At 59.1% G+C, this 20,698-nt stretch carries 25 protein-coding genes and 2 pseudogenes; 9 read left to right on the plus strand and 18 right to left on the minus strand.

The features are described 5' to 3' along the window. Window positions 1-5 precede the first annotated feature (5 nt). The gene (locus NGM29_RS20220) at window positions 6-1,079 is read right to left on the minus strand and encodes a PstS family phosphate ABC transporter substrate-binding protein (protein ID WP_254161445.1); all 1,074 of its coding nucleotides are present in this window, start codon (window positions 1,077-1,079) and stop codon (window positions 6-8) included. A gap of 337 nt (window positions 1,080-1,416) precedes the next feature. Between NGM29_RS20220 and NGM29_RS21555 the strand changes: the two genes are divergently transcribed. Continuing rightward, window positions 1,417-1,593: a DUF7511 domain-containing protein gene (locus tag NGM29_RS21555; protein WP_425499280.1), complete on the plus strand. Its 177-nt coding sequence runs from the start codon at window positions 1,417-1,419 to the stop codon at window positions 1,591-1,593. A gap of 216 nt (window positions 1,594-1,809) precedes the next feature. Then, window positions 1,810-2,805, plus strand: a complete 996-nt coding sequence (locus NGM29_RS20225; RefSeq protein ID WP_254161447.1) for a phosphate uptake regulator PhoU — start codon at window positions 1,810-1,812, stop codon at window positions 2,803-2,805. 417 nt (window positions 2,806-3,222) lie between these two features. On the opposite strand, the gene NGM29_RS20230 is transcribed toward NGM29_RS20225, so the two are convergent. Next, window positions 3,223-5,373, minus strand: a complete 2,151-nt coding sequence (locus NGM29_RS20230; protein ID WP_254161449.1) for an alkaline phosphatase PhoX — start codon at window positions 5,371-5,373, stop codon at window positions 3,223-3,225. A gap of 258 nt (window positions 5,374-5,631) precedes the next feature. Then, entirely contained in the window at window positions 5,632-6,051 is a 420-nt protein-coding gene (locus NGM29_RS20235) for a hypothetical protein (protein WP_254161450.1), read from the minus strand. Window positions 6,052-6,541: 490 nt separating this feature from the next. Between NGM29_RS20235 and NGM29_RS20240 the strand changes: the two genes are divergently transcribed. The 4 genes from NGM29_RS20240 (at window position 6,542) to NGM29_RS21640 (ending at window position 8,482) form a co-directional block, all read left to right on the plus strand. Then, a complete protein-coding gene (locus tag NGM29_RS20240) occupies window positions 6,542-7,060 on the plus strand; it encodes a DUF21 domain-containing protein (protein ID WP_254161452.1) in 519 nt (172 codons plus the stop codon). A 172-nt stretch (window positions 7,061-7,232) separates the two neighbouring features. Then, on the plus strand, window positions 7,233-7,634 hold the full coding sequence (locus tag NGM29_RS20245) for an ArsR/SmtB family transcription factor (RefSeq protein ID WP_254161454.1): 402 nt from the start codon (window positions 7,233-7,235) through the stop codon (window positions 7,632-7,634). After that, complete coding sequence (locus NGM29_RS20250) at window positions 7,627-8,076, plus strand: low molecular weight phosphatase family protein (RefSeq protein ID WP_254161456.1); 450 nt, start codon at window positions 7,627-7,629, stop codon at window positions 8,074-8,076. The genes NGM29_RS20245 and NGM29_RS20250 overlap by 8 nt, the downstream gene beginning before the upstream one ends. Window positions 8,077-8,233: 157 nt before the next feature. Continuing rightward, window positions 8,234-8,482 carry a DUF7973 family transport facilitator gene (locus NGM29_RS21640; protein ID WP_484549584.1) on the plus strand — a complete coding sequence of 83 codons (249 nt, stop codon included), beginning with the start codon at window positions 8,234-8,236 and terminating at the stop codon, window positions 8,480-8,482. Here the strand turns inward: NGM29_RS21640 and NGM29_RS21645 are convergent. The 12 genes and pseudogenes from NGM29_RS21645 to NGM29_RS20300 all read right to left on the minus strand — a co-directional run. Beyond that, a pseudogene (locus tag NGM29_RS21645) lies at window positions 8,463-8,525 on the minus strand (DUF8012 family protein); the annotation flags it as partial. The gene NGM29_RS21640 and the pseudogene NGM29_RS21645 overlap by 20 nt on opposite strands. A gap of 138 nt (window positions 8,526-8,663) precedes the next feature. Continuing rightward, complete coding sequence (locus NGM29_RS20255; protein ID WP_254161458.1) at window positions 8,664-9,545, minus strand: biosurfactant protein 1; 882 nt, start codon at window positions 9,543-9,545, stop codon at window positions 8,664-8,666. Window positions 9,546-9,633: 88 nt separating this feature from the next. Continuing rightward, the gene (locus NGM29_RS20260) at window positions 9,634-10,560 is read right to left on the minus strand and encodes a transcription initiation factor IIB (protein WP_254161467.1); all 927 of its coding nucleotides are present in this window, start codon (window positions 10,558-10,560) and stop codon (window positions 9,634-9,636) included. A 221-nt stretch (window positions 10,561-10,781) separates the two neighbouring features. Continuing rightward, window positions 10,782-10,874, minus strand: a pseudogene (locus NGM29_RS21360) (DNA-binding protein); the annotation flags it as partial. Between the two features lie 49 nt (window positions 10,875-10,923). Beyond that, the gene (locus NGM29_RS20265) at window positions 10,924-11,319 is read right to left on the minus strand and encodes a RidA family protein (protein WP_254161469.1); all 396 of its coding nucleotides are present in this window, start codon (window positions 11,317-11,319) and stop codon (window positions 10,924-10,926) included. Window positions 11,320-11,824: 505 nt separating this feature from the next. Further along, window positions 11,825-12,106 (minus strand): helix-turn-helix transcriptional regulator, encoded by a 282-nt coding sequence (locus NGM29_RS20270; protein ID WP_254161471.1) that lies wholly within the window; start codon window positions 12,104-12,106, stop codon window positions 11,825-11,827. Between the two features lie 178 nt (window positions 12,107-12,284). Beyond that, the gene (locus NGM29_RS20275; protein WP_254161473.1) at window positions 12,285-13,181 is read right to left on the minus strand and encodes a DNA-binding protein; all 897 of its coding nucleotides are present in this window, start codon (window positions 13,179-13,181) and stop codon (window positions 12,285-12,287) included. 722 nt (window positions 13,182-13,903) lie between these two features. Further along, window positions 13,904-14,248 (minus strand): type II toxin-antitoxin system PemK/MazF family toxin, encoded by a 345-nt coding sequence (locus tag NGM29_RS20280; RefSeq protein ID WP_254161475.1) that lies wholly within the window; start codon window positions 14,246-14,248, stop codon window positions 13,904-13,906. Then, on the minus strand, window positions 14,245-14,610 hold the full coding sequence (locus tag NGM29_RS20285) for a MarR family transcriptional regulator (protein WP_254161477.1): 366 nt from the start codon (window positions 14,608-14,610) through the stop codon (window positions 14,245-14,247). The genes NGM29_RS20280 and NGM29_RS20285 overlap by 4 nt, the downstream gene beginning before the upstream one ends. Window positions 14,611-14,705: 95 nt before the next feature. Then, complete coding sequence (locus NGM29_RS20290) at window positions 14,706-15,032, minus strand: DUF7558 family protein (RefSeq protein WP_254161479.1); 327 nt, start codon at window positions 15,030-15,032, stop codon at window positions 14,706-14,708. Continuing rightward, on the minus strand, window positions 15,032-15,322 hold the full coding sequence (locus NGM29_RS20295) for a DUF8069 family protein (RefSeq protein WP_254161481.1): 291 nt from the start codon (window positions 15,320-15,322) through the stop codon (window positions 15,032-15,034). The genes NGM29_RS20290 and NGM29_RS20295 overlap by 1 nt, the downstream gene beginning before the upstream one ends. A gap of 457 nt (window positions 15,323-15,779) precedes the next feature. Next, window positions 15,780-16,829, minus strand: coding sequence for an outer membrane protein assembly factor BamB family protein (locus tag NGM29_RS20300; protein ID WP_254161483.1), 1,050 nt, complete (start codon window positions 16,827-16,829; stop codon window positions 15,780-15,782). Window positions 16,830-17,509: 680 nt separating this feature from the next. On the opposite strand from NGM29_RS20300, the gene NGM29_RS20305 reads away from it, so the two are divergent. The 3 genes from NGM29_RS20305 to NGM29_RS20315 are packed head-to-tail and all read left to right on the plus strand — an operon-like array spanning window position 17,510 to window position 18,866. Beyond that, window positions 17,510-17,968: a hypothetical protein gene (locus tag NGM29_RS20305; RefSeq protein WP_254161258.1), complete on the plus strand. Its 459-nt coding sequence runs from the start codon at window positions 17,510-17,512 to the stop codon at window positions 17,966-17,968. After that, window positions 17,965-18,306 (plus strand): hypothetical protein, encoded by a 342-nt coding sequence (locus NGM29_RS20310; RefSeq protein WP_254161260.1) that lies wholly within the window; start codon window positions 17,965-17,967, stop codon window positions 18,304-18,306. The genes NGM29_RS20305 and NGM29_RS20310 overlap by 4 nt, the downstream gene beginning before the upstream one ends. Then, on the plus strand, window positions 18,303-18,866 hold the full coding sequence (locus NGM29_RS20315; protein WP_254161262.1) for a hypothetical protein: 564 nt from the start codon (window positions 18,303-18,305) through the stop codon (window positions 18,864-18,866). The genes NGM29_RS20310 and NGM29_RS20315 overlap by 4 nt, the downstream gene beginning before the upstream one ends. 21 nt (window positions 18,867-18,887) lie before the next feature. Here NGM29_RS20315 and NGM29_RS20320 read toward each other — a convergent pair whose 3' ends face one another. The 3 genes from NGM29_RS20320 to NGM29_RS20330 form a co-directional block, all read right to left on the minus strand. Then, on the minus strand, window positions 18,888-19,646 hold the full coding sequence (locus tag NGM29_RS20320; protein ID WP_254161263.1) for a hypothetical protein: 759 nt from the start codon (window positions 19,644-19,646) through the stop codon (window positions 18,888-18,890). Beyond that, the gene (locus NGM29_RS20325; RefSeq protein ID WP_254161264.1) at window positions 19,643-19,846 is read right to left on the minus strand and encodes a hypothetical protein; all 204 of its coding nucleotides are present in this window, start codon (window positions 19,844-19,846) and stop codon (window positions 19,643-19,645) included. Before NGM29_RS20325 ends, NGM29_RS20320 begins: the two co-directional genes overlap by 4 nt. Before the next feature lie 529 nt (window positions 19,847-20,375). Further along, window positions 20,376-20,669: a hypothetical protein gene (locus NGM29_RS20330; RefSeq protein WP_311136857.1), complete on the minus strand. Its 294-nt coding sequence runs from the start codon at window positions 20,667-20,669 to the stop codon at window positions 20,376-20,378. Window positions 20,670-20,698: the final 29 nt, after the last annotated feature.

Consider the following 20,698-nt stretch of genomic DNA (forward strand, 5'->3'; position numbering starts at 1 on the left):
CTCGCTTACGCGTACTCTTCCAGCTTCGAGAGGTTCTCCTCCACTAGATCGCTCCCGGAGGGGACGTAGCCGATCTCGTCCGCGATGACGTCGGTTCCCGCCTCTTCGAGGTAGAACTCCATAAACGCGTAAACTTCCTCGCGGCCCAGCGCCTCCTCGTTGGGATAGACGAACAGCGGGCGAGCCATCGGATAGGTACCTTCCGCGGCCGCCTTGAGGCCGGGGGCGCCACACTCGTCGTCTTCAGACTCCCGCACCGACACCGCCTTCACCGCGTCCTGGTTTTCGCTGTAGTAGGCGTACCCGAAGTAGCCGATCCCACCAACGTTGTCCTGGATGCCCTGCACGATGAGGTTGTCTTCTTCGGTCGGTTCGTGCTCGGCGGTGTGGTTGCGGTCAGCACCATCGTAGTTGATGACGTTCGCGAGGAACCAGTCGTATGTTCCCGACGTTGAGGCCGGGCCGAACATCTCGATGGGTTCGTCCGGGAATCCGTCGCGCACCTCCGACCAATTGTCGACGCCGTCCTCGCGCCAGATCATTGACATCTCTTCGAAAGTCAGGCAGTCGACCCAGTCGTTGTCGTTGTTGACCGCCATCGTCAGCGCGTCGCCGGCGACCTGGAACTCGACGGGTTCGACACCGTTGGACTGGCAATTTTCGACCTCTTCATCTTTGACCGGCCTTGAGGCGCCGTTGATGTCGGAGTTGCCCGGACAGAAGTGGTTCTCGAACCCGCCGCCGCTCCCCGTGGAGTCAACGGTGACGTTCACGTCGGGGTGTTCCTCCATGAATTGCTCGGCCATATAGTCCGTGATCGGAAACACCGTACTGCTACCGGTGTTGACAATCTCGCCCGAGAGGCTATCGCCACCATCAGAATTACCGCCACTACCGCTGTTAGAGTTACCGTCACTACCTCCGTTGGAATTGTCGTTGCTACCTCCGTTGGAATTTCCGTCACTCCCCTCGTTTTCCTGGATACAGCCTGCTAGAGCTATCGCGCCCACAGCCCCCGACGTGTACAGAAATTTACGTCGCGATACTAGGTCAGACAGACGCTCTGAGTCTTGCGTCATCACCTGAAGACGGACAGTTCACTACTAAAGCGGTTTATAATAGGGGTACAATCGAGTACCGACGAGTACAAATTGGCCTGGTCGGGTCAGAGGAGTACAGGCAAGAACAGAGGGCTACGTATCACTAAATGTTCCTCTTTTCAGAGCACGAACCCAGGTAGGCCAGGTTACATCTTGATTTGAACATTTCTTCAGCATAGCGTTACAAGAGACAATTAGCAGCGGCTTTGTCGGTGATGCAGGACTGAATACGTGAGTCATGACAATGAGTGAATCCTCTCATACTTCCAGTAATCGAGACCGGTCCCAGGAAGACCAGACCAACACGAGTCGGGAGATGTCGTCACAAGCGGAGAGAGAAAGAAGACCAGCCCTACAGTTGGCCATTGTTTCATACGACGATAGTCCCGATCGCGGGACGATTCACCCACCGGATATGACCGGGATCGAACGGATGGAAACGTGGATATCAGTAGATCTGTCCGTGGTTGTTGATCTCTCGATGTGGCGGTAGCGACATAGATACTACGAGCATCGCTAATCAATTTAGAAGTCTAATGGCCAATTCCACTGTTTAGCTACGTATCACTATATATCCGTCAGTACCGATCATACAAATCATAGTAGCAATTAACTCAGGAGGCTAGCGTTCTCCGTATGTATTCCAAATCTACACCATATAGAGGAAAGCCAAGAAATGAGTGCACACATCCCATCCTGTCAATAACCCATGGAAACACGAAAAGCACAGCTCACGGGCGGATCCACGTTCACAGTTTCGCTCCCGAAAGAGTGGGCGAACGAAATTGATCTAGAAACGGGCGATACGCTTCGCCTCTATCCGCGCAAGCGAACGATTATTATTGAATCGGCGGAGGACGACGACTACTGGGAGACGAACGTCGATATTGACCATTTTTCGGAAACCCAAGTTCGACGAACGATCCAAGCACTGTATACGACCGGCTTCAACCGGCTCACGCTCTCTGCCTCCACGGATTTGAGCCAGAACCGGAGAGTGATCTCTGCGACAGCTCGAGAATTCATCGGGCTCGAAACGCTCGAATCCACGGATACACAGGTCAAGCTGCAGAGTCTCCTTGACTCAGCGACGGTTTCCGTCGAACAATCGACGGTCCAAATTCAGCAGGTGGCTCTCTCCATGCACGAGGATGCAGTCACTACTCTTATTGAACAAGACGATGCTCTTGCGGAGCATGTCATCGAACAGGATGATCAAGTTGATCGATTATATGCAATGATTTCACGACACTTCCAGCGATCCCTGGTTCGTCTACGAGAAACCGAAGAACTCGATTTAGACCAATCCGATCTCTATGATTATCAGACTACAGCCCGGCAACTTGAACGGGTCGCCGACCACGCCGAAAAAATCGCGAATCTCGCGGCCCGATTTAAAAACCCACTGCCCGATGACTTTGTTGACGAAATCGAGACGAACGCTGAAGCATCCAGGCGTATTGTCGAACAGGCCACAAGTACGATTATTGGAGATGCGGATATCGAAACAGCTCACAGGGCACTGGACAATCGAGACGAGCTCGCCGCGGAGCTCGAAGATCTCGAACGCGAACTTCACGAACGAGATATCCCTGAAAGCCACCTGATCGCACTGACACTGGATAGTCTCACGAGGACGGCAGAATACGGTGGCAATATCGCCGAAACCGCACTCCAAACTGCTGCGCGAGAGAAACAACTGTGAAGATAAAAATGCGCCATCCGCTGAGAGACGACTGGGTGCTGTCAGTCAACGTCCTCCCATTTATCGCGCCTTTCCAATCGTCGTGGTCGCAGCATTCGGCGTCGGCACCGATTCGACGAACACGAGGTCCTGTCTGTCGCTGACCCCGAATACCGAGTGGTGAGGAACGACCGGCTTCTTCGGCGCGTTCGTCGTCTCCACCCTCGTCGCTCTGCTCATCTTCGCCTGTTTCCATCGCGGTACCTTGCGAGACGCCGATCTTACCGATTCGACGGTGGCCGGGACCGAGTGATCGTCGTGGAACACACTGACGCGGAGGGCTGAAAAAAGCTGTTCAGAGACGCGGCCCGATTAACGCGTCGACCGCTTACCGATCCGACAGTGACCGACCCTTGCTAGACCATCACAGTAACGACTCTATCGACCGCTGTCACGGCCCGGCGGGTCGTTGCGTCCCGGCGGATCGCCGCCTGGCGGTCCGCGCCGCTCGGTTTCCTCGGGTTCATATACGTAGAGCGCGTCGTTGGGGTAGCTGCGATTCCCACCCCGCCAGCCGTCCTCGCAAAGGAGGACGCGACCGTCGCGCATCGCATAGACGTTATCGACGTTGCGCAGTGAATCGTCGACGTCCTTCATCGCCTCCTCGCTTGTGAAGTCGGGCCCGACGACGACCGGCTCGAGCGTCGAGACGTCGTATCGGGGGCCGAGTTCTGCCCGGTATACCACACCGCCGTCGACGCGGTCAAGCGCAATGTCGCCGCCGTCGTCGGGCGCCTGGTTGTCCATGTCGTCGTTGAACTCGGAAATGCCGAAATAGATGTAGTCACCAGGTCTAGCGTCGTCCTTGCTGTCGACGCCCTCGGCTTTGTTGAACTCGATGGAGGCGCCGATCTCCTTGGCCGCGGCGCGCGTCTCGAGGAAGGGGACCCGCCGGAGTTCCTCGTCGACGCAGTTCGGACCCTGTTTTTCGTACTGCTCGGCCCACTCGACGATCGCCTCGTCGGAGATGTAGTCGCTGTTGCCGTTTTCGATGACCTCGAGATCGGCCTCCTTGAGGACCTCTTCAGTGACCTTGTCGCCCTCGCTCCAGTTGGTGTGGCTCTCAAGGTAGTCGACCTGGGTGACGTCGTCATACTCGGTGATCCAGGATTCGATCTCGACGTTGCTCGCGTGGCCTAATTCCCACCACTCGATTTCGAGGGGAACTTCAGCCGGCGATTTCCCGGAGGCGGCCTCGTCGTTGGTAATCTTCGGAGCGTAGAGCGTCCCGGCGACATCCATCGGATCCTGGTAACTCGAGATCGGCCGATCCGCGACGAACTTATAGATACCCTTGCTGTCACCGTCGGAACAGCCGTAGACGGTGCGCTCGTCGGGCAGGATGTCCGGCGCCTCCCAGGCGGCTCGGCCCATGACGTAGTACTTGACTGGTTGTGGCTCGTCTGCCGTCGGCTCGCGGATGTCGACGTGATAGCCGTAGCGGTAGGGGTTGGGGTAGACGTCGCCGATGGGATCGATCGGGTTCCCATCCCCGGACTCCACGGGATCCGCGCCGAGGTAGTAGGCGAGGTGCTCCACGCCGGTCATGTTCCAGTAGCCCTGGACGGACCAGCCGTCGACCTCGTCGTATTCATTGATGGCGGTCTGGATCTCGGAGGGGTTCGGCCGGTTCCAGAAGTAAGCCGCCCCCCGCAGGCCTTCGCCGTCGCCGGCCTCGATAATATCGCTGATCGTCCCCGTGAGGTTCGCTCGTGGGTGGGCATAGTTCTCCTCGGAGGAGATCATTGTCTCCCACGGACTCAGGTCGCCGTAGCAGTTGATGCGCGTGCCGCCGATCTCGCGGAAAGCGTTCGTGTTGACTGTGTTGATCGCATTCTCGGGATCAGCCTCCCACTCGTCGTCCTCGGTTTTCCTGAGCGGCGTCCGCATGACGTTGCCGGGGCTGTTCTCGTCGTTGGTGAATAGGTAGCCCTCAGTTCCATCGTCGTTTGTGGCGACGAACTGGTTACAGTCCATGTTGTACCCGGGGTCGCCGTAGGTCGTCCCCGCGAAGTTCTCCGGTGTGACCTCCCGTCCGTCCGGCGTTTCGACGATCCCCCAGCGTTCGGTACCGCCGTTGATCGGGTCACCCTCCTGGATCAGGTATTCGAACTTGGCGTCGGCCGCCCAGACGGTGTCCTGTTGCTCTTCGACTGGTGCCGGTGACTCCGTGAAGTCATCGTTCGTCCCTTCGAACTCGAACTGGAAGCCCCGGTAGTACCCCACACCGCCCTTGTCATAGGGTGCGGGATTGTTCCGGCTCGGATGCTGGACGCTGATCAGCAGCGTCCCATCCTCGAAGACGAACGGCCCGGTCATCTCCGCGCCGAAGGCGGTCGTCGAGAATCGCTTCAGGTCACCGACGACGCTCGGTGCTCCCTCGGTCAGTGTGTCGTCATCGTCCGTCGAGTCGTCGGGGCTATATCCGCGGTAGCTATCCCCGGCACCGCTGGCGACGCCCGCGACGCCTGCGCCGACCAGGGTGGCGATGGAGGCTTTCATCAGGTTGCGTTTTGGTTGATCAACCATGCAAGTACGAAATTCAGGTCGTGCATGAAGTTGGTTTATAATAGGTCAACAGCCCTGTTCAGAACGATTATTGTCGCTATATATGCGACGGAACTGATGTGACCCAGAATAGATCCCTCGGGTAGGGTGTGAGGTCGTCCATATTCCTATTATGTAGGCCGGCCAAAAACCGGCCCGCCATGGTGAAATTTTGCGGTGCTGGCCGTCTACCTTGGAAGAATCAACACATACTGCCGAAAACTGATCGCGCCGTCCGTCTCAGGGTTCGGTCTCCCCGTCGTCGATCGCAGCGGCCTTCCGGCGGATGTTGGTCGCTCGCTTTTGGACACGCGAGACGTACCGTTCAATCTTCCCGGGCTGGACGCCCATGAACGAACCGACCCACTGACGGTCATTGTATGGCTGGGTGAGGAGGTACGCCGCGAGCGTATCCCGACCGGCCTGGATGATGATTGGAGGGATGCCCCGCTCGCCGGTACCGGCCTCCTCGAAGCCGTTGACGTCGAAGTAGATATCGGCGTACAACTCGGCGGTCTCGGCGTCGTCAAATTCAATCCCCTCGTGATGCGGCGCTTCGAACCGGTAACGGCCGTCGTCTAGTTCGACGATGCGAACGTCCATGATGTACTCCTGGTGGATCCCGATCGATTCCCTATCGATCCGCTCTGTCACGACCATGTGCGCGACTCCGTCACGACTAGCAATGAATCTAAGTAATAGACGTTTATAGCTGTCAAGAGGTCTTTATCCGAATACGTAGCTATCCGAAGCACGATTGAGGCGGTGCAAAGTGGGTGTTCTCGGAAACGGTTTTCGAATAGATGTGGCGTCGAAACCGAACCATGTACAACGGTCGAAGGTTGTGCGGTGGTGCGGAACGAGATCAGTGACAGTTCGGATAATTCTCGCTCTCGATCGCCGGTCATCGATTCTCTATACCGCTCGCAATCCCTGCCCAGTTCCCTGGCCAATAATCAGAATAGAAGTATCTGTGCGGCTCTGTTGAAGTCCTCAGTGGGTGATAGGTTCGAATTGCTGTGCTGCATACAGAGGATATATTCAGCACGATTGCTGTGTTTGTTTCACGTTGAGAAAGTTGGACCACCCGCTCACTTCGCTTGCGAATCAACCACCGGTATTCATACAGCTACCTTTGTAGGAGTCAAACATGAGTACATACTTGTTCTTGGTACCGTCCCTTATCGCAGTCGTAATTCTATTGTCATTGAGTGCATTCTTTTCCAGCAGTGAGTCAGCGATCTTTTCGCTCCCGGATGAATGGGTGGAGACTACTCCCGAGGACAGTACACGAGATAGTCGCACGCTCCAACAACTCCGTGCGAACCCGCATCGACTCCTCGTCACACTGCTAGTTGGGAACAACCTCGTTAACATCGCCATCACCAGCATCATCACACTTCTTGTTGCACGGTTCGTTCCCCCTGGGTTCGCCGTCGTAATAGCAACACTCAGCGTCAGCGTTCTAATCCTCGTCTTCGGAGAAATCGTGCCGAAATCCTACGGGCTCGGCCATGCAGAGTCCTGGAGTCTCCGCGTCGCCCGCCCGATTTCGTACGTCGAAAGCGCACTGGGTCCACTCGTTGCGTTGTTCGATACCGTCACTCGGTGGCTGACGACGCTTATTGGGGGCGACCCACATGTTGAGAAACCATATCTTGACGACTGAGCGGCCAAACTCTCCACAGGTTGTATCGCCGCTTCTCACTGAACGAGGAGTGACCGATTCGCGCCCTGTACTCAGCACGCAGTTCTTGCCAGGCCCGGAGGATTTCAACAGAGCCATATGTGCTATTTTCGGTCCGATACTGTTATATGAAGAGTTGCTCAATTACTCAATCATGGCTCAACAGCCGGAGCGGTTGGAGCGACTCCTCGAACGAGAGGTAGGCGAGTGTTGTGATGCGGATGTCCAAAACCGAATCGAGACGCTTAGCCAGCATGTGATGAATCTCCCTTCGAATTCCGACTCTGACCTAACCGCGTTGAAAACATTGGGGAACGAGACTCGATACACAATCGTTCACCTGCTTGCGGCTGCTGATCAAGAACTGTGTGTCTGTGAAATCACACCGGTAGTCGACGTCAGCGAGAGTGCGATCAGTCACGCTCTCTCCGACCTCTACGAGACGGGGCTCGTTACCCGCCGCAAGGATGGTACCTGGCGGTACTACGAAGCAACCGAACGGGCAAGAGCAGTGCTCGATGCACTCGACACGACACGAGGGCAGACCAATGAGTGACGAACAGATCCGTGTCGCGTTCATGTGCGTTCAGAACGCCGGGCGCAGTCAGATGGCCACTGCGTACGCCGAACGGGAACGTGACCGGCGAGGTCTCGGTGATGCAGTAGAGATTCTCACCGGCGGTACGCACCCCGCCGATCAGGTTCACGACGAAGTTGTCGACATAATGCAGGAGGACGGCTTCGATCTCTCGACTCGCGTCCCCCGAGAAATCACGACCACGGACCTCGAGTCGTGCGACTACATCGCGACTATGGGGTGTTCCACGCTCGACCTCGACACAGAGGCCACCGGAGTAGACGTTCGAGACTGGGCACTCACTGATCCGGCTGGAAAACCGCTCGACCGAGTCAGTGAAATCCGCGATGAAATCAACCAGCTTGTCCACTCTCTGTTCGACGACATCGAGAACGCGCTCGAAGGACAGCCCGAGCAATAACTACTCTCACGTACTCTCATGAGCGACACTGGCAGCACACACCATCTGAGATGGTCTCCGCGTGGGTTGTCAGCGCTCGGAGCAGCGAGATGGAGATTCCGATCACTATTGGAGGAGGGGTCTATCGGTGCCGTTCTCTGACCCGTAGGCACTCGAGATGGTGCTGGCGGTGTTCGTTGGCGGTGCGTTCGGTGCCGCTATCGGTGCGCTGCCATTGTTCTCCCTGGCCGGCTTGATGATCACTCATCGGCGAGCTCTACAAACTCGCTGGCCGAACCATGAGTGTCGAAACCCTACCAATCGACCTCACGGACTCATTCGGATTCGGCGTCGCACTGGATCCACACTCGCAATTGAAGGCGGGTGCCGCTACACTTCTGTACGGAGACGTGTTGAGTGTTGCTGAGCGTGCGATGCAGTCGGTGGCCAGGTGTGTCTCGTGGGTCCATTTCCGTGCCCTCGCCGACTCCTAGCGCAGAGAAATGAGGCGGGTGCGCTGATGTCCTTCGCCAAGCCCTGCCCACACTTAACCAACAGTTCGGGTATCTGCATTGTTTGTTGGTTAAGGTGGTATTCTACTGAGTATTTCAGCGGGGATTTGGTCCGTGACGGGGCGACTGACACACCTGACACTCCCACATCGGCTGGCCAGACCACGTCTCATCTTGGAAAGACTCGAACTCCTGAAACTGATGCTCAGTCTTTCGACCGCACGTGCGACATTCAAGCCGCGTCTTCGACGGAACTCTAGGTTGACAATTCTTGGAGTGCTCGTCGTCGGCGGCACGCTGGAGCGCAATTGCTGGTACCAACCAGACATCGTTCTCGGGGCTCTCGAGTAGGCATGTAAGTCGAGCTTCGCCACGAACGCCGTGTCCTTTCTCGTCGTACAGATACGTCGCGTGTGCTTCCCCACTTGACGACGGCGTCGTCTCGGTCCAGATAGTCCGCTTCCGAGCTACCGAAAGCAGCTGTTCACCACGTTCGGAGGTCGCCCGTACGGCGTCGGGAAGGGAGGGCCACTGGTCGGTCAACTGCGCGGCAGGCGCGTCGTCGAGATCGTAGATCAGCTGACAGTCGTCGACGGCGGGATCCCTGTCGGGCTTCGCGAGGAGGGTCGCTGCCGCAGCACCCTTCGCGAGGGCGTGATAATCGGTCGAGGCCTCGATGAGCAGATGGACGACGTGAAGGAGTGTCCACTCGAGGTCTGCGGGCTGCTTGTCGGTGGACTCTCCAAGATGATTCGTGAGGCAGAACTGGCACTTGGTCTGGCTGGCAGGGATCGACGCGCCACAGGAAGCACACTCGTTCATTGTAGCGGTTGAGTCGTCTGGATATCCCACGAGCATCTCCCCAGTTTGATCTCTGGATGGGTCGAGACAACCGTCTCTGGTGAGTTCACGGTCGGGAATCTGTGTCACCTCGCCAAGCGGTCGGAGTTCCTCAAGATCAGCGTAACGATCGGTCATAGAGACGTCTACCAGCACGTTCCTTCGTCTTTACTTTTAAACATCAGCCCCACACTCAGTACAGACTGAACGTTTCGAGTCAGACGCTTCAGAGGGCCAGTTCAGCAAGTGAGTCTTGATGTGACCGGATGGTTGACGGAGTGACGTTCGCAGCCTCCGCGACCTCCGTCTGCGTTAGCCACTGACCTTCGTCGCGCCCGGCTTTGTAGAGACAGGCCGCTGCAAATCCTGAGGGCCGGACGCCCGTTGTGGCACTTGCCGATTCAGCTTTTGCGGCCAACCGTCGAGCTCGCTGTCGAATGGAGTCAGAGACGTCGAGTTCCGACGCAAGTCGGGGAATGAATTCGCTCGGACGAACGGGCTGGGCCGGGAGTCCGAGTTCTCTGTTCACCGTCTTGTAGGCGCTCTTGACTCTCGACTGCTTGACCCGTGCCACGTCGGCGATGTCCTCGAGCGTTCGTGAGAGACCGTTACAGCGACAGACACCGTAAACGCTCGCTGCCGCTATCGCCTCGATCGATCGGCCTCGAAGCAGGTCTTCAGTTTGAGCGCTCCGGAACAGGTGACAGGCCTGGTCGCAAACCGACTCTGTGAATTCGAGAACGCTCGCGATTCTTCGGACTTCACCCAGGCCGTGTGCGAGGTTTCGCTCGGCTTTCGACTGGAATCGCCCACGAGATTGCTCACGGCGCATTCGGGCTAGCCGCTGACGCTTTCGCCCGGAGAGTTCGTTCCCGTTTGCATCGGTCCTCCGACCGATCTCCGTCGACAGCCCTCGATCATGACGTGTCGCAGTCAGTGGAGCCCCTGTCCGCTTTCGCTGGTTCTGATCGTGGGTTCTCCATTCTGGACCGTGATCGATCCGTTGCTCGTCGATGACGATCCCACAGTCCTCACAGATAGTTTCGATAGCGTTGGTCGTGACCCGACCGTCGCACTCGGGACACTGGTTCGATTCAGTCTCGGTCTGGACATCTTCGTCGAACGTCGACTCGTAAATCTCTCTAGTTGCCATGATGCTCACGAGGGGACGACGCGTTACTCGAGACGCCCCTCAGCCACTCCGGGCGAACAAACACCACACGAAACGGCGACGTCACGGACCTATGGGGTGGCGAAAGCCCGGCAGCGAAACGGCGCCTCGAGCGCCGTGAGCCGCCCGGACCGTGGAGGTGGTGGGAGGTGGCGGTGACCGCTACACACCAGCAAAAAAGAGGCGTCGACCCGGCTATTCCCACCACCGACTGCACTCATCAGGTCGTTCCCACCGACTACGGCCTCACTCAGTCGCCGGCCAATCGCCGCTCACGACCAGCTATCCTGCTTTCGGCCAGCCGCATCGACAGTAGCTCTCGTTTTCTAAAGCGAGTAACTAGTTCTATTCCTCAACGGGAACCTCGATCTCGAGTTCGACGAGTAACCCGTCCTGAGCGAGCTGCTGTGGCCCGAGGAGCGTGAGACATGGATACGGTGGATCGGCGAATACCTCGTTCCACACCTCGAAGAACCCGTCTCGGTTCGTTTGGAGCTCGACGACGTGCGCCGTCACTTTCGTCACATCAGCCAGTGATCGATCGATGTCTTCGAGGAGTATCTCGACGTTCTCGAACGCTTTGAGCGTCTGGCTTGTAATATCCTCTCCCGCGAGTTCGAATTCCTCGTTCCAACCGACTTGACCGGACATAAAGAGGGTGCCATCTACGACGATGCCATGATTGTAGCCGATACTCGAGGCATCGATGAGTCCGTCTGGAGCGATCTGTTTCCGTGCCATGACAAGCAGTCGGTGTGGGACTCGATGTAGATGCCGGTCAATGTGCTGTCGATCGTTTTGGAAACGTGGGGCACGTCAGCATCAGCGCTTGCAGGCGTGATGTACTACTGTTCTGGTGTCGCGGTCGATCACCAGGACCTCGTCGTTCTCGAGGCGCGAATCCGGATGGATGAGAGAAGGGTCCGAGGTGGTGGTTGGTTCCTCTGGCTTGTCTGGGAAGGTTGGACCCGTTTCACTCATTTCCTGTTGGGATAATGAATGAACCGCTTCCCTCAATATTTCGCCTTCGCGAGCGTCCTCGTGACTCTCTTTGGGCGATTCGAGACGGCCACGAATCGGTTCCTCTAGTTTGTGAACGTTGGATCGACCATTGATGTTGTGCCGAAGTACGGGAGAAGACCGCTGGCCATAGTGGGTCTCACAAAGCGACTGCATGGTCAGCGTTGAGGTGGCGGATAGGTAATGAAGATAACTCGGTAGCTTTGTTGAACGGGCTTCATTGAGGTCACAGAAGGTCTCCAACGTACTGGTCTTCCCAGTGTCGTCGATCTTCGATCTCACGACGTCCCCGGCGCGTCACGGAATAAATGTTCGTTCGACGATCGGCCTCACCTTTCTCGATCAGTCCTTTGTCGACGAGGGTATCAAGATTCGGGTAGAGACGACCGTGGTGGATCTCTTTCTCGTAGTAGTTCTCGAGTTCGTCTTTGATTGCGAGTCCATGCGGTTCGTCTAGTCCAGCGGCCACATACAAGAGGTCACGCTGGAACCCGGTCAGGTCGTACATTGTCGATACTTTGTAGAATAGATAATTAAAGACTTGGAATGCTGAATACCCTTGCCACGGACAGATTCAGCGAAAGCCCGGCAGCGTAACGGCCATTGGCCGTGAGCAGCCCGGACCGTGGAGGTGGTGGGAGGTGGCGGTGACCGCTACTCATCAGCAAAAAAGGGTGTTGCTCTGGCTACTCCCACCAGCGGCCGCGCTCAGGGAAATGAAGGGTTGACCACCCAGTGAGTGCTACTGAGACGCGCCCGTTGTACCAGTTCTTCGCCGCGCCGTGAATGCGAACGCGCTCGCTTTCTTCGATCCAGGGTTGATTCGATTTCTCCCAGACCGTCAGCTTCGTTTTCCCACTTTCGTCCTCGATGAGTCCGACCTGTTGAATGGCCGGGCTCGATGGCTCCCAAAGCACCTCGACACGACCCTCGATGCTCACCTCTTTGCGATTGATCTCTTCGAGCTTTCCGATGGGAACCACCTGTCCCGGCGCCGTTTCCAGCTCCTCGTACACCCCGACGACCGCACTCATCAGGTCTTTCCCACCAACGACGGCTTCGGCCAAACGCCGCCCGATTGCCGCTCGCGACCATCCATCCAGCTTCTCGGCCAGCCGCATCGACTGTCTGTTCACCGCCGCCAGCTGCTCCTGGGTGAACTCTGCACGAGGATCGCCCCGTTCCGGGTTCGCCCATGGGTCCACGCTTGCTGCCCGCTTCTGGAACGCAGCACGCCGCTCAGCACTGCGCTTCGTCGCGACCTCTCGCGTCCGTTGCTCCCGACCGTTCTGCATCCCGAGTTCGGCCTGGGCACTGATCCGCTCCAGTTCGGCCTCCCGCGCCCGAATGCGCTCTTCCTGCTCGAGGCTCACACCGTAGATCCGCTCGTCACTGGTGTCGACCATCCCGTCCGGGTGGTTGGCATCCACCTTCGCCTGCACCTCCATCTGCACCGTCGCCTGGAACTCGGGTGTCTCGTCGACGACCTCGAAGCCATCTTCATCGACCTCCGCTTCGTCCGTGTTTTCGAATGCCTGTTCATCGACCGAAACTACATTACTGGTAACGTTCTTACTTGACATTGGATCTCACTGATCCGAAGGCGCTCACGCGCCGCCACCGCGATGCTGCTACATCGCGGTTTTCCGACGACACCGACCGACAGAACCATCTGCGCGCTCTCGCTCGCGCCTTCGTGAGCGCCCCCTGGGCGCGAGCGAGAGCGCACCTGAGGCGGACAATCATCCAGCACCGCGCGACGACCCGCCCGGAGCGAGCGGCCAGCGCATTCCCCGTTCGCCGCGACGCAACAACGTCCGTCGCGGTCGGCGGAGCCGAGGTCCGGGGGACCCGAACGGGTGAAGCGCTGGCGTCGAGACCAGATTCATTTTAGCCCGGCAGCCCGCCCGCTACTGCAGGCAGGCAGCCCGGAATGGTCGGTCGCGAGCGACGCGGAGGGCGGAATGCGGCGAGCGGGGCGGGCCGGTGCGTACACTGGTCAAACGGCTTCATCGCTCGGCGAACCAACCACGCCCTGGTGGACTCAGAAAGGGCGAGGCCGTCTCGGTCGTCCCCCGACCCCGTAAGCACCGCAAGAATGAGGCGCGCAGCGTGGGTCGCGGGATGCCGAGCGGCGGAGGGCTTTCGAAGATGATGCTATCAGTCGCCTCTTACAGTCAAGATTTTCAGAAACTAGTCAGCGGGCGTCCCAAGACGAACACCGTTGACCAACACGCGATCAAGATTCTCAGTCACCACTCTGAAGCCGCGCGGAGCGTCGGCCCATTCGTGATCCGGTCAGTCGCTACTGAGTGTCGGCTGGCGGGTCGAGATACGTTTCCAGCTCGTCGATGACGGTCTGGACGAACGATTCATCGAGACGACCCTGTCGACGGATGAGTGCAGCGTGCTTCGGTGACGAAACCGACCAGGGCGAGGCGTAGCTCTGGCGTGGCATTCCACCCTCCACCCAGTCGGAATCCTCGATTGGGACCGTTTCGTCGTGAGGAGTGGTCGTCAGCGTGACCGTCATGTACTGTTCGTCGCCGAACGGGTGCGTGTCGTTGTTCAGGATCAGCCACGGACGCGGGTTCTCACCCGACTTGAACGGATCCGGTCCCCAGACGACGTCCCCGCGCTGATAGCTCATTCAGTCGCCTCGTCCTCGTCGTCGACCGCGTGCTCCAACCACTCGTCCATGTCCTCCTCGCCGAAGCGGTCATTGGCCGCCCGCGTACTCTCGAGCATGCTAATGTGCGCCGCGACGTCGTCATCTTCACCGAGTGCCCAATAGGTGCCCTTGTGCCGGACAAGTCCCCGATCCTCGAGTCGGGAGAGGACGACGCTGATGCTCCCCGCTTTGACGTCGGTCGCATCCCGAATCTCGCTCTGGGTGAACGCCTGATCGGGATGGGCGGCGAGAAACCGCATGACGCAATCGGCGTTCGTCTCTCCGGAGTGCTGGAGGCGGTCCTCGGGAGAGGATTCGAACGTCTCGATGTCGATTGGCATATGTATTGCTTTGTCCCTTTATGTATTAGATATATCGGCGTATTCCTGAGCCGGTTCGGGCTCGCTGATTTACCGGGAGTGATAGGCTGGTCGGGCTATTCATCGACGACATGTGTCTCGAGGTCCCGCGTCCAGTACGTCGCGGGGCCAGTGGGGCTACAGTGAGCACACAGTTGCAACGACCCCTCGAGATGCCCGAGTTCGACACGAAATCGCGTAAGTGCAGTGAGCGTGTCGACGACGAGTCCACAGCTATCACAGGCGTGGTGATCACGCTCGCTGGGATCGGGATGCTCCTGGACGGCACAGTCGACGCAGATCGGGTGGGTGACTCGCTCGTCTTTTCCCCACGTATACGCTGTGCCTGCCGCAGACCCGGGTACTGCCTCACAGAAGGCACAGCCCGAAAGCGTCTGCTGCATCACTCGTCCGCCTCACCAGCGTCACGGGCCGCCGACCAGCCGCGATGGAAGATGGCGAGTTGTTGAATTGAGTTGAAGGCTTCGCCACTTGGCTCGTGGACCAGCACTCGTTGTTCGGCGACTGCCGTCACGATCCCGTCGTCGACGAGGTCACTGACGAGGTGTCGCACCGCCGTCTCGTCGACGTCCGCCGTCGAGACCCGGGCTGCATCCCGATCCTGTGCGAGAAGTTCGCTTTCGAATCGCTCGTGATCGTCTGATCTGTCGTCAAGGATGTCTGAATCAGTCATGGAACTCACATCTCGGCACGCTCTGGAGCGCGCCTCGCGCCTCACGGCGCCGACAAACGCATCGTCAGGAACAGGTGAGGAGGGTGAATCAGGACTCTGAACTCAAGAACTTAACCAACGGTTTGGGATCATCTCGCGAGGTTTGTTGGTTAAATCAGTCGCCGTGTCTGCAGAACTGCAGAAGATAACACAAACCCCGAAGAAAGGTTCTGTTGAAACCCTCTGTGAGTGATAGGTTCGAACCGCTGTGCTGAATACAGAGGATGAGTGCAGCACAACGACATCATTTATTTCGCGCCGACGCTGATGAACCACCCCACTTACTATAGCTGCGCACTTGGCATGTGATGTAGGAATTTTCTCGATTGTCAGACTAATAATATGGGTTTGAAGAAGATCTAAGAAAGCCTCGTGTAGCCGCCATTTGCGTCCACGAAGAACTCCCAGCAACCAACAGTTACGGTGAGGAGACCAGTCTGTGAAACCCGTCAGCAGCCTGAATGTACACGGTTTCGTCGCCTGGGGTAAGACCGGTAACGAACTGCGAGACCGTGTCTGACCCCCGCACTTCATCGGTCGTGTGCTTCCAGAGTCGATTCCCGCTTTCGGCGTCGTACGCGTACACTCGCCCATCTTTCGTCGCGTAGAGCACGTCTCCGGCGCGAGCGACTGGGACGCCGCTGCCGAACCTCGTCGCCACCGTCCCGTCGGCGCGATCGAGCGCCACGAGTCCCTCGTCTGTGGTCGCGTAGACGAAATCCTCGGCCACGACCGGCGCGCTTCCGAAACGCGCCAGTCCGTCTGCGACAGCCGTTCGCCAGCGAACCGTTCCGTCTGCCGTCTCGACTGCGACGAGTTCCTTCTCGTGGTCGTGATCCGCCGTCACCGCGTACACGAGGTCCGCCGTGGCGGCTGGCGACGACCAATCCGAAAGGGGCTCGGGGAGGACGAACCGTTCGTCCCCCGATTCGGCGTCGATGGAATGCAACCCGTCTTGGCCGCTGACGTACACCGTCCCGTCGGCGACCGCCGGTGTCGAACGACCGTCCGCATCGTACTGCCAGCGTTCGTCCCCCGAAGCGACATCGAACGCCCGAACACGAGTTCCATCGTAATCGTTGGCCCCGCCACCGTGGACTACGAACACCGTTTCTCCGTCGACGGTCGGAGACCCACCGAAGATCCCCTCCACCTTCTCGCTTTCCCACACGACCTCTTTGGCGTCAGCCGTGAGGCAGTATAGATACCTGACATCCGTGACGAACACGTAGTCGTCGGTGACGGTCGGCTGACCCTGTACAGCTAACTCCAGGGAGACTGACGACTGGGCCGTCCCTGTTTCGGGGTCGCGGCGGCTACCGTTAAGATACATCTCTCCGTCAGCAAGACCCGGCGTTCCTCGTATATCGTGCGTCCAGTCGTGCTCTACGTCCCGAATCCCGTCGCTGTCGGGGTTGTAGCCACTATTCTGCGAGTCGAACCGATACGTCGGCCACTCGCCCGCCATGTCGGTCGAATTACCCTCAGTCGCTTCAAGTTGGCCGAGACAACCAGCGAGAGCCGACGTTCCGAATGCGCTTGCAATAAGGACCGTTCGCCTACTGACTGTCGGTCGAACACCTGGGGAGGGCGACATGTGAATATGACTAACCTTCTGATCAATAAACATTAGGTAGGCTCCCAGTATCGGATCGTAACTGAACTCCCTGAACCGACCGGTCACTACCTTTCGTAAATCGGGTCAGAGGATGTGCCACATTCGCGCTCTGTATTCAGCACGCAGTCTTATCAGGGGCGAAGGATTTCAATAGAGCCACCTCGATGAGTTACCCTCGCTAACCTACCCTATCTCCTATGGCGGTCCGTCGCCGTCTTCCACCTATGCACGCCCTCCTCCATCACCGACTCGGTCCTGAGTAGCAACTCGACCCGTTCGACCCGCACGACCCCGAATCCGCCGCCAGAGGCATCCACACCCGATTGAATGGCCGGATTGTGGTATTGAGAGGGCAAACTTTTTTGACCGGATCGCGCGCGCGAGCCGTCGCTGGCGAGCGATGTATCAAAACAGGAGAGTTGACGCCTGAGCCGAGAAGTTTCACCAGAAGGACTATGGCGGTTCCCCTCGGAACCCCATCCACACTCCCACACCGATCCCCTCCATCGGTTTCACGATTCCCGATATATATGTCGCCCTCCCCCTCGACAGAGACGGTAGCAGCGAGTAGCAGCTCGAACACCCAGCCCGACTACAGCGCCCTCGAGATTCCCGCCGAAAAGCCCCTCGACGAGTACCATTACACGAAGCGACGGGCCTACCTCGCGGCGGAGATTGCAACCGCGGGCCACCCTGACCTCGTATCGAGAACAGAAATGGCAGATCGGTTCGACGTCTGCCATCAGCAAATCTCGAAAGACATCGACCGGATCGCCTCGAGCGTGGTCGAACGTGGGCGCGATCGCCCCCGCCGCGCCCTCGAGTGTGAGACGGTGGTCCGCAAGTCGATCAAAGGCCTCCTCGAGGACGAAGAATGGAAGGCCGCGGCGAACCTCGCCCTCGACTACGAGGAGTGGCTCGTCGAGTTCTACGACCTGGAGGCCGTGACCGAGCGCCTGGACGCCCTCGAGGCCGGTGGTGACCGATGACATCCTGGGACGACATCGAGGACCGCCTGGACGCCCTCGAGGAGGCCGCCGACGCCGAGGCCGAGGAGCCGCCGACGTTCGTGATCCAGAACTATCTCGTCGACGAGAACGCCGAACGCGTGGGCCGGTTCCAGAAAATCGAAGCCGGGCTGTCCCGCGGGGATTCGAGCCGGTCAACCTGGTACGATCCTCACACGGGCGAGGAAACCGAGCCCGGCGACCGCCTCGACCCCGTACCCGGGCGCGACGAGCTGGACGACCCCGCCGCCGTCGACGCGAGCGGCCAGGACGCGGATGACCCAGACACGAACCCGGGCCCGGAGATCGAGCGCCCATGACCGAACCGTTCGACACCGACATCGAGGCCCGCCTGGACGCCCTCGAGGCGGCCGAGGCGGACCGCCGCCGGGTCGGGCTCGCCCTGATTGACCGTGACGACGAGCACGGCTGGCACTGGGTGAACCGCCCCAGAGGCGTCGACACCTTCACCGACCTCGAGGAGCCCCCGAGTGTCGTCGTCTCCCTGGCCGCGGCGTGGCAGTTCGAGATCGACGACGACACGCTCGAGGTCGTCGCGGCTCGGGCGATTGAGCCCGACGGCGACCCGGGGGCCCGCTGGACGATCGCGCCCGACGGCGAGATCGAACCCGGCGACTCGCTCCGCGACTGGAATCCGACCGCCGTCCGGCCCGTCGACGACGGCGGCGAACCCGCCGACCACCAGGCCGACCTCGACCCCGAAACGCTCGAAATTACGGGCGTCCGACTCATCGACGACGACGGCATCCCTGGCGAGCCGATCGACCACCCCGCCGTCGGGAGTGTCGTAGGCGGTGACCCCGCCGAGGACGAGGCCGACGTCGACACCCGCGAGCGGGCCGCTGACCTTGAATCTTGAAGAAGGATGTCTGCAGCGACGTTAGCGGCCGCTATCGAAGATGGCCGCCACAATGACCGCGATGATCAACAACGCAATCACGGCTGCGGCCAACGGCGAGAATGTCGAGGTAGACGCCAACCTGTCCTGAATGTCGACTGCAGCCGCGGCCAGCGGCCCCGCTATCAGGACCAACACGAAGCCACCGAGAATCAGCCGCGGCGTTACTTGGCCGCGCGACCTCCCGGTCGGCTCGGCGGGTCTGGGCTTCGTAACCCGGCTGATTGCCAGCCGCTCGATAACTCGCAACCCGAGCACGGCCAGACCAGCCGCGCCGGTGAACAAACCGCCGGTCACGGTAAAGGACCATCCAGCAGCCATCATCATCGTAGGCGATATCCCGGACACCGGGCTGATGATGAACGCCTCGGTCACACCCCAGTATAGAAGACTGAGTCCAGTTACCGCTGCGAGCAGTCCAATCGTTATAACCAACCGTGCCTTTTCGTCAATCCACACCAGAATGTGTATAAGGCGGTCGATGTTCGGCGGCACTGGTTTCCGCCGCTCATCCCGGTCGAGTGTCCACACCCATGACCCACCGATTTTCTTCCCCTCGACCCGGTCTTCCTCCGCCAACGTCTGCAACCGCTGTTTCACGCGTTCCGTGCCTAAATCGACGACCTCGGCCACATTGGCATTCCCGAGCATCTCGTCATCGCTCCGGCGGAAGACATTGAGGATCTCCTCATCGTGGACATCGTTGTCCGAATCCGTCGCGACCAACTTCCTCCACTTCATCGGCTCCCCCCGATGAGTTCGGTGATTGCGGCGATTACCAATGCTATGAATACGACGACACCGACGACGATGCAGACGATGCCCCACGTGGACAGGTCAATGGGCCCGGCCTGTCCAAGTGCGCTCGTGAATAAGAGTAGGATGATGCCGCCCGCGATGAGGCCGACCGCACCCTCAAGTGCGTCGACAAACTCGCTCATCGGATACCCCCCTCGGCTTCCTGCTGTCGGTAAACGATCCCATATTTCGTTATTGGCCGTTGCATCGTACCAATCGCTTACAGGTCCGGGATAAAAGAGGTATGAGAACGTTCAAATCCAGGTTTTGAGGATTTCTGTAGGATTGGCGTGACACCACCCCGGTGTTGTGCCGGGCGAAATCCCCGGTTGGGTTGGCCCAAATCGGCTGACTGCGTAGGGATAACGGTCTTACCCCGACTCACGCACCCAGGGCCCGAATCGCTTGATTTCACGCTCGAGCCGGCCCTGGACGTCGGCTTTCGATGCGTGACCCCTGCGGTCCGATCCTGGAGAACGGGGGTCCACCGCCGCTCGACCCCGGTTTTTAGACGTCCGTCACCCCCGACCGATCGAAAAAGTGGACGGCTCACTCGGCGTCGCTCCCGCGTCCTCGAGGGCGTCCTGGGCACCGTGTGGGGCCGCCGGGTCGTTCGGGGCGGATCGGTCGGGAGTCGGGTGCTGGTCGCCCCCAGCGGCCTCCTGGAGAGGGTTAGAGGACCGTCCCCAGTCGTTCGGTCGCTGCTTTCGAGAGCATGACGTTCTTCTCCGAAATCGACACTGGGCCGCCGGCCACGTCCTCGATCAACGCCGTCAGGCTCGCGAGGTAGTCGTCGGATCGCTCCTCGCGGAATTTCAGGATCGACCCGTGTTCGTGCGCGCGATTCTCGAGATAGCAGACCACGAACAGCCGGCGAACGTCGTCCGGGGCGTCATCGAGGTACCCCGGGAGCTCGAGGTCCTGGTCGGCCTTCGGTCCCACGGGGGCACCGAGCGTGGTGAGCACGCGCCCGAGGACGGTGCCGTGTTCGGTCG

This window comes from Natronosalvus rutilus, from assembly GCF_024204665.1.
GTDB classification, from domain to species: Archaea; Halobacteriota; Halobacteria; order Halobacteriales; family Natrialbaceae; genus Natronosalvus; species Natronosalvus rutilus.

Excerpts from the sequence above, each read along its gene's own strand:
- NGM29_RS20220 (WP_254161445.1), bottom strand. The coding sequence starts at position 1,079 with ATGACGCAAGACTCAGAGCGTCTGTCTGACCTAGTATCGCGACGTAAA.
- NGM29_RS21555 (WP_425499280.1), top strand. The coding sequence starts at position 1,417 with ATGTCGTCACAAGCGGAGAGAGAAAGAAGACCAGCCCTACAGTTGGCC.
- NGM29_RS20225 (WP_254161447.1), top strand. The coding sequence starts at position 1,810 with ATGGAAACACGAAAAGCACAGCTCACGGGCGGATCCACGTTCACAGTT.
- NGM29_RS20230 (WP_254161449.1), bottom strand. The coding sequence starts at position 5,373 with ATGGTTGATCAACCAAAACGCAACCTGATGAAAGCCTCCATCGCCACC.
- NGM29_RS20235 (WP_254161450.1), bottom strand. The coding sequence starts at position 6,051 with ATGGTCGTGACAGAGCGGATCGATAGGGAATCGATCGGGATCCACCAG.
- NGM29_RS20240 (WP_254161452.1), top strand. The coding sequence starts at position 6,542 with ATGAGTACATACTTGTTCTTGGTACCGTCCCTTATCGCAGTCGTAATT.
- NGM29_RS20245 (WP_254161454.1), top strand. The coding sequence starts at position 7,233 with ATGGCTCAACAGCCGGAGCGGTTGGAGCGACTCCTCGAACGAGAGGTA.
- NGM29_RS20250 (WP_254161456.1), top strand. The coding sequence starts at position 7,627 with ATGAGTGACGAACAGATCCGTGTCGCGTTCATGTGCGTTCAGAACGCC.
- NGM29_RS21640 (WP_484549584.1), top strand. The coding sequence starts at position 8,234 with ATGGTGCTGGCGGTGTTCGTTGGCGGTGCGTTCGGTGCCGCTATCGGT.
- NGM29_RS20255 (WP_254161458.1), bottom strand. The coding sequence starts at position 9,545 with ATGACCGATCGTTACGCTGATCTTGAGGAACTCCGACCGCTTGGCGAG.
- NGM29_RS20260 (WP_254161467.1), bottom strand. The coding sequence starts at position 10,560 with ATGGCAACTAGAGAGATTTACGAGTCGACGTTCGACGAAGATGTCCAG.
- NGM29_RS20265 (WP_254161469.1), bottom strand. The coding sequence starts at position 11,319 with ATGGCACGGAAACAGATCGCTCCAGACGGACTCATCGATGCCTCGAGT.
- NGM29_RS20270 (WP_254161471.1), bottom strand. The coding sequence starts at position 12,106 with ATGTACGACCTGACCGGGTTCCAGCGTGACCTCTTGTATGTGGCCGCT.
- NGM29_RS20275 (WP_254161473.1), bottom strand. The coding sequence starts at position 13,181 with ATGTCAAGTAAGAACGTTACCAGTAATGTAGTTTCGGTCGATGAACAG.
- NGM29_RS20280 (WP_254161475.1), bottom strand. The coding sequence starts at position 14,248 with ATGAGCTATCAGCGCGGGGACGTCGTCTGGGGACCGGATCCGTTCAAG.
- NGM29_RS20285 (WP_254161477.1), bottom strand. The coding sequence starts at position 14,610 with ATGCCAATCGACATCGAGACGTTCGAATCCTCTCCCGAGGACCGCCTC.
- NGM29_RS20290 (WP_254161479.1), bottom strand. The coding sequence starts at position 15,032 with ATGCAGCAGACGCTTTCGGGCTGTGCCTTCTGTGAGGCAGTACCCGGG.
- NGM29_RS20295 (WP_254161481.1), bottom strand. The coding sequence starts at position 15,322 with ATGACTGATTCAGACATCCTTGACGACAGATCAGACGATCACGAGCGA.
- NGM29_RS20300 (WP_254161483.1), bottom strand. The coding sequence starts at position 16,829 with ATGGCGGGCGAGTGGCCGACGTATCGGTTCGACTCGCAGAATAGTGGC.
- NGM29_RS20305 (WP_254161258.1), top strand. The coding sequence starts at position 17,510 with ATGTCGCCCTCCCCCTCGACAGAGACGGTAGCAGCGAGTAGCAGCTCG.
- NGM29_RS20310 (WP_254161260.1), top strand. The coding sequence starts at position 17,965 with ATGACATCCTGGGACGACATCGAGGACCGCCTGGACGCCCTCGAGGAG.
- NGM29_RS20315 (WP_254161262.1), top strand. The coding sequence starts at position 18,303 with ATGACCGAACCGTTCGACACCGACATCGAGGCCCGCCTGGACGCCCTC.
- NGM29_RS20320 (WP_254161263.1), bottom strand. The coding sequence starts at position 19,646 with ATGAAGTGGAGGAAGTTGGTCGCGACGGATTCGGACAACGATGTCCAC.
- NGM29_RS20325 (WP_254161264.1), bottom strand. The coding sequence starts at position 19,846 with ATGAGCGAGTTTGTCGACGCACTTGAGGGTGCGGTCGGCCTCATCGCG.